The 12,018-nt window shown below is 47.5% G+C and carries 6 protein-coding genes and 1 pseudogene; 3 read left to right on the forward strand and 4 right to left on the reverse strand.

Translation table 11 applies throughout. The annotated features are described in order from the left end of the window. Positions 1-119: 119 nt before the first annotated feature. A pseudogene (gene gltX / locus QUA43_RS00705) lies at positions 120-1,562 on the forward strand (glutamate--tRNA ligase); the annotation flags it as partial. Between the two features lie 387 nt (positions 1,563-1,949). Continuing rightward, positions 1,950-2,384 carry a CAAD domain-containing protein gene (locus tag QUA43_RS00710; protein WP_333370341.1) on the forward strand — a complete coding sequence of 145 codons (435 nt, stop codon included), beginning with the start codon at positions 1,950-1,952 and terminating at the stop codon, positions 2,382-2,384. 169 nt (positions 2,385-2,553) lie between these two features. Here QUA43_RS00710 and QUA43_RS00715 read toward each other — a convergent pair whose 3' ends face one another. From QUA43_RS00715 to QUA43_RS00725, 3 genes are all read right to left on the reverse strand, one after another. After that, entirely contained in the window at positions 2,554-6,234 is a 3,681-nt protein-coding gene (locus tag QUA43_RS00715) for a CHAT domain-containing tetratricopeptide repeat protein (protein WP_333370152.1), read from the reverse strand. Between the two features lie 40 nt (positions 6,235-6,274). Next, on the reverse strand, positions 6,275-7,504 hold the full coding sequence (locus QUA43_RS00720) for a transposase (protein ID WP_333370154.1): 1,230 nt from the start codon (positions 7,502-7,504) through the stop codon (positions 6,275-6,277). Between the two features lie 574 nt (positions 7,505-8,078). Next, positions 8,079-9,350, reverse strand: coding sequence for an aspartate aminotransferase family protein (locus QUA43_RS00725; protein WP_333370156.1), 1,272 nt, complete (start codon positions 9,348-9,350; stop codon positions 8,079-8,081). A gap of 128 nt (positions 9,351-9,478) precedes the next feature. On the opposite strand from QUA43_RS00725, the gene QUA43_RS00730 reads away from it, so the two are divergent. After that, positions 9,479-10,753: a ribulose bisphosphate carboxylase small subunit gene (locus QUA43_RS00730; RefSeq protein WP_333370159.1), complete on the forward strand. Its 1,275-nt coding sequence runs from the start codon at positions 9,479-9,481 to the stop codon at positions 10,751-10,753. A gap of 184 nt (positions 10,754-10,937) precedes the next feature. On the opposite strand, the gene rbsK is transcribed toward QUA43_RS00730, so the two are convergent. Beyond that, positions 10,938-11,864, reverse strand: a complete 927-nt coding sequence (gene rbsK, locus QUA43_RS00735; RefSeq protein WP_333370160.1) for a ribokinase — start codon at positions 11,862-11,864, stop codon at positions 10,938-10,940. Positions 11,865-12,018 lie beyond the last annotated feature (154 nt).

Below are 12,018 nucleotides of genomic sequence, written 5' to 3' on the forward strand. Positions count from 1 at the left end.
AAAGCACCTGCCAAGCACAACTGTTAATTCGGCAACCAAATATAATAAAATTTAAAGTCTTAAACATCAGCTATTCCCCCAACCAGCAAATCGCCCCCAATCTAAAAGCAAAAATCTACATGAATGTCAGAGTCCGTCTAGCCCCCAGTCCCACCGGAAACCTACACATCGGTACTGCCAGAACCGCCGTATTCAACTGGCTGTTTGCCCGCAACCAAGGCGGCACATTCATCCTGCGGGTAGAAGACACAGACGTAGAACGTTCTAAAAGCGAATACACCGATAACATCCTCGAAGGACTCACCTGGCTGGGTATGAACTGGGACGAAGGCCCGAGTTTTCAGTCACAGCGTCTGGAAATATACCGCCAAGCAGTCCAAACCCTTCTCGACAATGGACTCGCCTACCGCTGCTACACCACGTCGGAAGAACTCGACGAAATGCGGGAAGCACAAAAAGCCAACAAACAAGCCCCCCGCTACGACAACCGGCACCGCAACTTGACAAGCAAACAGCGCGCAGCTTTTGAAGGCGAAGGGCGACAAGCTGTGATTCGGTTTATCATTGACGACGATCGCACGATCGCTTGGAACGACATGGTACGCGACACCGTAACCTGGAAAGGTAGCGACCTCGGCGGCGATATGGTGATTGCCCGTGCATCCAGCGGCGGCGTCATCGGCCAACCCCTCTACAACCTCGCAGTAGTTGTCGATGACATCGACATGGGCATCACCCACGTCATTCGTGGCGAAGATCACATCGGCAATACTCCGAAACAAATATTGCTCTACGAAGCTTTGGGCGCGACAATCCCAGAATTTGCCCACACGCCACTGATTTTAAACACGCAAGGGCAAAAGCTTTCTAAACGTGACGGCGTAACCTCGATTTCTGACTTCAAAGATATGGGCTACCTGCCCGAAGCTTTAGTTAATTACATGACTTTGTTGGGCTGGACTCCGCCGGATTCAACGCAGGAAATATTTACACTGTCGGAAGCAGCAGAATTATTTACATTCTATCGAGTCAACAAAGCTGGTGCAAAATTTGATTGGGATAAACTCAATTGGCTAAACAGTCAATACCTGCACAAAATGCCAGTGCCGCAATTGACAGATTTGCTGATACCTTATTGGTGGCAGAAAGGCGGTTATGAGTTTGACTTGGAGGCCGATCGCCCCTGGCTCGAACAAATAGCTGCTTTAATCGGCCCGAGTCTCGTTCGCTTAACCGATGCTGTGGATATGTGTAAGGTATTCTTCTCCACCACGGTGGAATACGAAGAAGAAGCACTCGCACAGTTGCAGCAACCAGGGGCTGCACAGGCTTTACAAGCAGTTGTAGAAGCGATGGAAAGTCATTCATCCCTGACATCAGCGGAAGCTCAGAAAATCACTAAAAAGCTCAGTAAAGAGAAAAATCTTAACAAAGGGCTAATTATGCGATCGCTCAGAGCCGCTCTGACAGGTGCAATGCACGGCCCCGACCTGATAGAATCTTGGGTAATCCTTCACCAGCGAGGAACGGCTAAAACCCGTTTGCTTGATGCCATTAGCAACTTGAATTTGCCTGGTGTTGGTGTGGCGGCCGAAACTCCTACTTCAGAACAACCAAACGCAGAAACAGTCGCCGAAACTCCTGCTACAGAACAGCCAGCAGTCGAAACACCGACTGTGGAAACAGCAGCGGCCGAGGTGACAGCAGTCGAAATATCGCCTGTGGAAACAGTCGAAATACCGCCTGTGGAAACACCCGGAACGGAGGTTTCAGCAGTCGAAATATCGCCTGTGGAAACAGCCGAAACAGAGGTTTCAGCAGTCGAAATATCGCCTGTGGAAACAGTCGGCACCGAGGTTTCAGCAGTCGATATTTCGGCAGTTGAAACAGCCGCAGCAGCAGTTGAAATACCTGCAGCCAACCAGCAAAAAACTATTGCGAGTGGAGAAATGACTTCATCAAACGAACCAGAAACAACCGTTATCATCACCGAAATTCCTGCCGAAAATGAAGCAGACAGTTCAAGCGGTACAACAAAAGTCATAATTACCGAAGAACCGCCAAGTCAGGTCCAGCAGATCAAAGAACAAATTATCTCAATTTTGTCCGAGTTTCCCGCTTACATCGGCAGCTTTTACGAACAGTACAAAAGTCCCCTGACTGTTATCGGTGTAATTGTAGCCTCGATTATCTCTTTGAAAGTGCTTTTGGGCATAGTAGACGAACTCAACGACATCCCCCTGCTAGCACCCACATTCGAGCTAATTGGTATCGGATACACCGGGTGGTTTGTCTACCGCTATTTGCTGCGATCGTCCAATCGGCAACAATTAGGTCAAGAAATTCAAGCCTTGAAAGAACAAATTTTCGGCAAAAAATCCTAAATTTTTGCTGTAATTTGTTGAATTTTTACCCGACACTGACAATTTTAAATAAGTTGTCAGTGTCGGGTTTTTAAATGACTAATAACTAATAACTAATAACTAATGACTAATAACTGTTGACTGTTGACTGTTGACTGTTGACTGTTGACTAATGACTAATGACTAATCACTAAACCCCAGTCGCAGTAAAAGCCGCCCAATAATAAGGATTGGCAAAAGGATAGGGTTTGCGGTTGCGAATTTGCTGCAAAGAAGCCTCCGCAATCAGGCGAGAACTTTGAGAAAGCCGATCGAACATTTGCGAAATTTGAGGTTGAAAATCCGCCAGCAACACCTCCAATTCCTCGCCAGTCAAATCCCGCAGCCACCTTTGAGCGTCCCCCAGCGCGATCGCCACATCTCCCACCTGCAACCGAGAAAACCGTCCCAGATTTTCATAAAACTTGCTCGTCAGCAGCAGGGTAGAAACATCATTCACCTTCCAAAGACTGCTAACCACACTAGACGTGCCAGCATACAACAAACCCGCCGACAAACCCACAAAATCTCCTCCAGCACCGCTAACTCCGCCAGCGGCAATTTCGCAACCCGATAAAGTAACTAAAAAATATTGTCTAAAATCCAGATTAAAAATTTCCTCCAAACTCAGAGAATCATTCCTCAAAAAGACTGCGGATTTCAGTGGCCAAGCCAAATTAAGCAAACTAAAACAAGCAAAATGAGCGCATTTTTTCTGCTGCAACTGCCCTATTTGCTGGGGAAAATCCCCATTATTCGCAGACATTTCTTGGGAAAAAGCCTCTTTAATTGCCGGCTTATGGCGCACAACTTCTGTACTGGCAAAATACTGGGAAATAGTGCCAATTTCAATGTTGCTGTAGAACGCATCTCTGGTGAAAGTTGGAATTGCCAAAAGGTGCTGCAAACCGGGTCTGTACCGACCAATAGCCGCTCCGTGTGCACTTTGTCTCAACAGCAATAGCTGACAGCTAGGAGCATAGCGAATTCCTCCGGTAAATCGATCGATCAAAGAAGCAGCAGGCGCTGCAACGTCGCCAAAAGACGAACTTTGAGAAAAATCCGAAAGGCTGTAGGTTTCCACATCAAAACCGCTGCGATCGCTCCACCCAGACCTAAAAATTCCCCCACCGTCCTCAAACCCGTCTCTCCCCGCCAAAGGCAAAGCGTGGAGTGGCAAAGCGTGCAAAAATCGGTGGGGCACAAAAATCAGCCGATCGCAATTATCGGGAATCAGCGCCACCACTCGATCGATTTCCAGCATCGTCGCCAAGCGTTTGAGGCGAGTCTGGAGATGATTGATCCAGCGACCTTTTTGTTCTGAATAAGCGGTGAGGTACTCCTGGCCCCAACTTTCGGCTGCCAAAGCATTTTCCGGCGAACACAGGTGAACGGCGGGATATTGTGCACTCTTTACCACCACAAAAGCAACCAGCAACTCGCCCAAACTCGCCCACACCACAGCAGCGCAATTGGCATCAGGCAACAATTGGCGAATTTGCTCGAAAGCGATCGGTTCAACTTTGTGAGCTAGGCTGAAGAAAGGGTCGTTTGCCTGTACCTCCCGCGCAATCAACCTATCAAACTGCTTCCACAATTGATTTAAGTGCATGAAGTTCATGTTCGGCAGTAGAGAACCGCTGTTCAAACCTTGGCTATCGCCCTCAGAAATCAAGGTCGTGTTGGGCTCAGGTTCTGCCTGTTCTTGGTGCCGCTGTTCCCCCGCTATTTCCAGTTGCAGCGACTCCAACTCGCTTCGCACCGCTGCAGGAATTTCGGCTTTCGGAGTCAAGTGGCATTTAACCAGCAGTTCTACCAAATTCCGATTTTTGTGGCGTTCGGCGTATTCCAGAGCCTTAGCGTAATATTCAGGTAGGCTGGCGCCGAGTTCCAGGCAAACTTGCACCAGGCATTTATAGAGTCCAGCCCAGGTGCGGGTTAATTTGACTTTTGCGGTACTCGTCCGTGAAGCGTAGCTATCCCGTAGGGAATCGCCAAAATCGACTGTATCAACCCCAACTTCGCAACGCAAGAATTCCACAGTATCGACAGCAGCAGTAAAAACCCCGTAGGCGCGAAGCAAGTCGCCTCGAACTCGGTAAGCTTGACCCAAATAAAATAAAATTTCAGCCCAGCGGTGAGGATAGGTTTCGCGAGTGTAGACTTGACAGGCACTGTGATAGCAGCCGATCGCGCTTTCCATGTGGGACAATTTTTCCGCCTCCGTCAGTTGCGAATAAGCCCTACCGAGATAAATTTGCAGCATTGCCCAGCGGTTGGGATATGCCTGCCTGGTGTAGACTTCGCCCGCATTTTGATAGCAGGCGATCGCGCTTTTGAGGTTGCGGTTTTTTTCCCCTTTCAGGTGTTCGCAGAAAGCGCGGCCGAGGTAGGCACACAGCATTGCCCAGCGTTCTGGAGATTTTTGGCGGTTGCAAAACAGCAAAGCATTTTGATAGCAGGCGATCGCCATTTCCATATTTTCGGCTTTTTCCCCTTTCACCCGCCGACTGTAGATCCTACCGAGATAAGTTTGGATCGAAGCCCAGGCTTCAGGAAATTTGATGCGGGTGTAGACTTGTAAAGCATTTTGATAGCAGGCGATCGCCATTTCCAAATTTTCCACCGGATCGCCTTTGATGCGATCGACAAACACCCGGCCCAAATTCCTTTGAGTCGTCGCCCACTGCTGCGGAAAAGCTTCCCGAGTCCGAACCTGCAAAGCTCTCTGATAGCACGTAACCGCGTATTCGAGATTTTCAGCTCGGTTGCCCCGCAGCAACTCACAGTAAGCATTTGCCAAATTATTTTGAGTTGTGGCCCAACGCCGGGGAAACACCTTGCGGTTGTAGACTTGCAAAGCATTTTGGTAGCAAGCGACTGCCAGTTCCAGATTTTGGGCTCGGTTGCCCTGCAGTCGCCGACTGTAAGCACGGCCGAGATTGTTTTGAGTGCTCGCCCACTCTTGCCCGAAAGCCTCCCGGCTGCGAACTCGCAGCGCGTTTTGATAGCAGGCGATCGCGTGTTCTAGATTGTCTGGCGGATCTCCCCTGAGACGCTCGCTGTAAGCGTTGCCCAGATTATTCTGCAGCGTCGCCCACTGTTCCGGGTAATGTTCGGGAGTGCGTACTTTTAGAGCATTTTCAAAGCAAGCGATTGCCTGTTCGATATTTTGAGCCTTATCACCTTTGGGACGATCGCTATAAGCGTTGCCCAGATTGTTTTGCATCACCGCCCATTCTTGGGGAAAGTCTTTGCGGGTAAACACCTTAGCAACTGTTTCGTAACCGGCAATTTCGATTTCCAAGTTATTAGCCTTGCTGCCGAGGGGAAACCGCCCAATTTTGTTGCTCAGATTGCCGATCAGGGCTGCAATCCGCCTTCTCTCGGATTCTTTGGCAGCAGAAAACACCAAAGTTGCCCAGCAGCGCAGCAGTTGTACGAAATTCTGGTCGAGTTTATCTAAATTGTTTCTCAGCAGCGAGTACAGGTGCTGCGAATCAGCGCTAGGCGCCACTGCCTGTAATACTTCTGCTAAAAAAGCCAGATATGCTGCCCCGGTTGCGGGCAATTTAGAATTCCCTTTTGCAGATTCTAAGGGTGCGATCGCCCTTTGGAAAAATTTTGCAGCTTTCAGCAAGCTTTCTCGCGTCAGTGCCACTTCTTCCACATAAAGCGTTTGCACGAACCCAAAGTCGATCGACTTTGGGTTCGTACTCAAAATCAAATCTATTCCTGAGTCGCCAGGATTTTCCAGCAGCACTTGGAGCATATTAACATCAGTTTTGCGACGCTGTTCGTCCATCGTGCATTCCGCCAAACTATTAACCATAGGAGCGCTGCTTCCGTGCAACCAAGTGAACTACCCACCGCTAAATCGTAGTACCGAATATAGTAGGGGCTTCTGTACTCATAGGCGAGTGCCTTAGCTGAGACTTTCGTCCAACCTTTGGTCTTACCTCGCATCTTAAAGCAGAAACGACTGAACCTTCCGCCTTTAGTATTTTGATACCTTCTGCTTTTATCTTTATCGCTGCGTCCCGCTCCCGATCGCGATCGGTAGCACAGTGAGGACAAGTCCCTTCCCTCATATCTAATGGCATCTCGGTCATTTGATAGAAACAATGAGAACAGAGTTTTGAACTGGAAACCCCTCTATCAATCTCGACTAAGTTCCCGCCTTTGCGTTCCAACTTGTAGGCTAAGAAGTTGGTAAAACTTTCCAAAACCTCATCCGATCTTGCTTTGACCAAATTGTGATTGCGAATCATGTCCCAGAAATAAAACTTTTCTACTATGTCCGCGAGCCGATCGCTGACCAACTTATAACTAAGTTTATGTATAAAATATTGCCACGAATTCCTAAACCGTTCCCCTACCTTGACAACAGCTTTTCTATATTTGTATTCATAATTACTTCTTTGCTGCTGGTCTGTAAACTTTTGCTGCTTGCGCTTCCAATTCTTCTCGTGCTTGGCAAAATGCTTAGCATTAAAGTCATATTTAGATACTTTTTCATCATCAGGGACAATAGCAAAGTATTTCAATACTAAATCACTGCCCGCAATCCTACCTTCCTTTGTTGTCTGGTTCTCAGCTTTGATTTCAGTCAGTATAGATGCCAGATATTTTCCTGAATATTTTTTACTAATAATTGAATTATGAATTTTACCCTCACTTAATCTATATCTATTTATTTTGGGCTTAGTTATTTCCCTATACCGGAAAATTCTATTACCCGCTACAATTTTCACGTTTTGAGGATACTGAAAAAACTGTTTTTTATCTTGAGATGGGAACTTATAAAACCCAGCAAATCCATCCAAAAAAAAATTGTAGGCAGTGGTTGAGTTGAGCGTAGTAAATTGCAAAAAATTGCTGTAAAACTCACCTAAGCATATACTTCCATCGGTTTTTTTTAGAGCAGGTAAAAGTGTGTTGAACCCGGAGCAGCTAAGTCTTTTACCAGTTTTTTTATAAACTTCAATTGATTGATTTTGACCATAATTAGACCACCAACGCGCACACCCAAAAGTTGAAGCTACCTGTATTTGTTGATTGTGGGTAGGATACAAACGAACTTGGATAGCCTTGTGTAGCAATCAACATCACCTCCTTGGTTCTTCTATTCTCTCACAATATACAGTTGACGATCAAAGCATTACGGAAAAATTTTGTGACGAGGATTACATCTTTTCTCTCTTGAAAGCGATACGCGAAATTACTTGAGGATGCAATCATCGTCACCCGCCCTTCCCACTATAACGGTACTCAGTTGAGTTGGAAGGGCGCGAAATAGTTAAAGCAGGATTCACAAGTCGCAACACGCACTCACATAGCGAAACTAGCACCTGCAATGGCTAATAGTATAATTTTGCGCGCTGCTCTTTAGTAAAATCGCAGTTCAAAACGCCGTCAGTCTGTCGGGGCGGGTTTCACAGACAGTTCTAAACTTGACAAACCCGCCCCGACAGACTTGCAGCGGGGCGGGTTTACTTTTACCCTGATCGGACTTAGGCTAAGAAACCGGGTTTCTGGAAAACTATGGGGTTTAGTAACGAGAAATCTCGAAAGAAACCCGGTTTCTGAGGAAGAGTGTGTCCTGGACTAAGTGAGTTATCTAGGATATTGCGCGAGTTTCAGCGCTACAGCTAACAAAAAGCAACTCAGTAGATTTTACTGTACCGCTTGAGAACGCAAGGCTGACTCCACTGCCTGCAGAGCTCGATCGACTTCAGCAGCAGTGACAATCAGCGGCGGGACAAACCTCAGCACTTTCGGCCCTGCGGGAACCAACAAAACTCCTGCGGCGATGGCAGATTTGACGATATCAGCGGATGTAAGTTCGATGTCAGCTTGCAATTCCATCCCGACAATCAAACCCCAGCCGCGCACCTCAGCAATTAAATGCGGATATTCGGCCGCCAACTTGTTGAGCCCTGCTTTCAACTGTTCCCCGCGCTGCTGCACGTTTTCCAGAAGGTTTTCCCGTTCTAAAGTTTGGCAAACGCACAAAGCTACAGCGCAAGCAAAAGGATTGCCACCGAAAGTGCTGGCGTGACTTCCCGGTTCAAATACATCGCAGAAAGATTTGCACAGCATAGCGCCGATCGGGATACCGCCGCCCAACCCTTTCGCAGACGTAAAGATATCCGGTTCAATGCCGAGGTTTTCGTAGCCCCAGTATTTGCCGCTGCGTCCCATCCCGACTTGCACTTCGTCGAGAATCAGCAAAATGCCTTTTTCGTCGCAAATTTCCCGAATTCGCTGGAAGTAGGCGATATCTCCGGGGCGAACTCCGCCTTCGCCTTGCAGCGCTTCCAGCATAATTGCAGCTACTTGGCGTTCGTCTTTGTCGAGTTGCTCGATCGCACTTTCGATCGCACTAATATCGTTGTAGGGCACATAGTGAAATCCGGGAACCAAAGGGCTAAAACCCTTCTGATATTTAGGCTGTCCGGTTGCCGTAATTGTCGCCAAAGTCCGGCCGTGGAAACTCGCCACGGCGGTAATGATTGTCGGATTCGAGATATTTAATTTTTCGTGGGCGTACTTGCGGGCGAGTTTAATTGCCGCTTCATTAGCTTCAGCGCCGGAGTTGCAAAAGAAGGCTCTGTCCGCGCAAGAATGGTCTACAAGCCACTTTGCCAGCTCGCCCTGTACGGGGATGTAATAAAGATTAGAAACGTGGTGCAGGGTCTGAATTTGCTGAGTTACCGCTGCAATCATTGCCGGGTGGGCGTGTCCCAGAGTGCAGGTAGCAATACCAGCCACAAAATCGAGATATTCGCGGCCCTCGGTATCCCAAACGCGGCAGCCGAGGCCCCGTTCTAGGGCGATCGCAAAACGCCCGTAAGTTGACATTACATAGCTGTCGAAGCTCTCAGAACTGAAGGGACTGGCTTCGGCTTGCACGTTTGGTTCTTTTAGTAAGGTTTCTGGACTCACGAATCGCTCCTTAACACATAATATACAGACCTCGATTGTACGGTAAAAATCCCGGTTAGCGGTGCAGGCTGTTAGTTTTGTCATAAAATCATAACAGTAACCTCAATTAATCCCTCACAAATCTACTGATGAGTTATTACATTTCTCCTAACTTTCTCGATAAAGTTGCGGTGCACGTCACTAAGAACTTTTTAAATTTACCTGGGGTAAGAGTTCCCCTAATTTTGGGAATTCACGGCCGCAAAGGAGAAGGCAAAACTTTTCAAACCGAACTGGTTTTTCGGCGGATGGGCTTTGAACCGGTGATGATATCTGGTGGGGAATTAGAAAGCCCGGATGCAGGAGATCCGGCGCGTTTAATTCGCTTGCGCTACCGGGAAGCTGCGGAGCAAATTAGGGTGCGCGGCGAGATGTGCGCCATCTTTATTAACGATTTGGATGCTGGTGCTGGCAGGTTCGATACTACTACTCAATATACTGTCAATACTCAGATGGTCAATGCCACTCTGATGAATATTGCAGATAATCCAACTAACGTGCAGTTACCAGGAAGTTATGACAGTACGCCGCTGCACCGAGTACCGATTATTGTCACCGGAAATGATTTTTCTACGCTGTACGCGCCGCTGATTCGCGACGGGCGGATGGAAAAGTTTTATTGGGAACCCAGCCGGGATGATAAAATTGGCATTGTTGGGGGAATTTTTGAGTCTGACAAATTGTCAAAAACCGATATTGTGGCGTTAGTCGATAATTTTGCCGATCAGGCGATCGACTTTTTTAGTGCTTTGCGATCGCGCATTTACGACGAACAAATCCGCGAATTTATTCACAAAATAGGAATTGAGCAAGTTTCCAAGCGTTTGGTAAACACTTTGGAAGCAGCGCCAGATTTCCAGAACCCGAATTTCAGCCTCGCTCATTTAATAGAAATGGGCAGTTTGATGGTGGGTCAACAAAAGCGGATTCAGGAAATGCGCTTAGTAGATGAATACAACCAATCGCGCCTGTTCAACGTTCAAGGAACCCCCAATGCCCCGGCTGCTATGCCAACGCAAAGTCAATTAAACGACCCGTCATCTAAATATTATAAGGCTTACGTTGAGCCAAGTTCTGAAGGTGGTAACGGTCATGCGGCGCGGCTGAGTTCTGAGGTATTGGAACAAGTAAAACAGTTATTAGCAAGAGGCTGCAAAATAGGCATGGAATATGCAGACAATCGCCGATTTAAAACTGGTTCTTGGCAAAGTTGCGCGACGATTAACAGTGGACAGGAAAAAGATGTGGTTGCATCTTTAGAAACTTGTTTGGCGGAACACGGCGGCGAATACGTGCGGCTGATTGGTATCGATCCAAAAGTCAAGCGGCGGGTAGTTGAAACAATTATTCAGCGGCCAAATTAGGACAAGCGTTTACAGATTTAAATTCTTGCATATTTGGGGCGGGCTAGAAGCCCACCCCACAAGATTTTGATTTTTTTTACAGAAAATAGACCTATTGTGGTCGTTCACTTTCATCTCTTGAAATTATCTGCGTTCATCTGTGTTTATCTGCTTAAAATCTGCGGTTGACCTATCAATCAAAGATTTATGCAAGAAGTCTATTATGTAAAAAATTATCAAAAGTTGCCCGATCGCACATAGCAACTTGAGCACCGACTTTAGTTGTGCACAAAGCGCCCGCTGCTGCGCCCCACCGCACCGCTTCTGACAAGGACAGACCGGCATCTAATGCAGAGGCTAACCCGCCGTTAAAAGCATCGCCAGCAGCCACAGTGTCGATCGCCTCCACAGCAAAAGCCGGTACAAAAAAGGTTTCATCCGCCGTAACAGCAACAGCCCCGCGATCGCCCAATTTGACAATAACATTCTTGACGCCACGCTCCTGCAAGTGTTTGGCAGCTACAATCGCTGTTTCCGTGTCATTCACCCGAAAACCGACTAACTGACTAGCTTCCACTTCATTCGGCGTGATAATGTCAATTAGCGGATAAAGTTCGATCGGCAAATCCGCCCTCGCCGGTGCTGGATCGAGAATAACTCGCACCCCCGCTTGATGAGCAATTTTCGCAGCTTTTTGGACAATTTCCAGGGGAATTTCTAACTGTAACAGCAAGGATGTAGCTGCTGTTAACAGTTTTTTGAGACGTTCTATATCTGCTTCACCGACATTGTGATTTGCGCCCGGAATCACAATAATATTATTTTGACCTGTCTCGTCTACGGCGATAATTGCCACTCCTGAATGAGTGTTTTGGTCTATTAATACATTGTCTGTGTTTACACCATAAGATTGTAAACTTGTCAATAATTCTTCAGCAAATTTATCGTTGCCAACGCGACCGATGATGTGGGTGGAAGTACCGAGACGGGCGGCGGCGACGGCTTGATTTGCTCCTTTGCCGCCACCAGCCGTGAAAAAATTGCTACCGATGATAGTTTCCCCTGGCTGTGGCAACCGGGGAGTTTTTGCTGCTAGGTCGATGTTGATACTGCCGAATACGATGATGGTCATAATTTAAATTGGGCATGGGGCATGGGGCATGGGGCATGGGGCATGGGGCATGGGGCATGAGGCCTTATAGAATTGGGAATTGGTAATGGGTAGCAACTCGCAAATAACCCATAACGAATAGACATCTCCCATAATTATCGTGGAACAGGCATCT

Source organism: Microcoleus sp. N9_B4, assembly GCF_036701635.1.
Lineage (GTDB): Bacteria > Cyanobacteriota > Cyanobacteriia > Cyanobacteriales > Microcoleaceae > Microcoleus.

Bases quoted from the DNA above. Each gene is read 5' to 3' on its own strand.
- rbsK (WP_333370160.1), bottom strand. From the start codon at position 11,864: ATGACCATCATCGTATTCGGCAGTATCAACATCGACCTAGCAGCAAAA.
- QUA43_RS00715 (WP_333370152.1), bottom strand. From the start codon at position 6,234: ATGGTTAATAGTTTGGCGGAATGCACGATGGACGAACAGCGTCGCAAA.
- QUA43_RS00730 (WP_333370159.1), top strand. From the start codon at position 9,479: ATGAGTTATTACATTTCTCCTAACTTTCTCGATAAAGTTGCGGTGCAC.
- QUA43_RS00710 (WP_333370341.1), top strand. From the start codon at position 1,950: ATGACTTCATCAAACGAACCAGAAACAACCGTTATCATCACCGAAATT.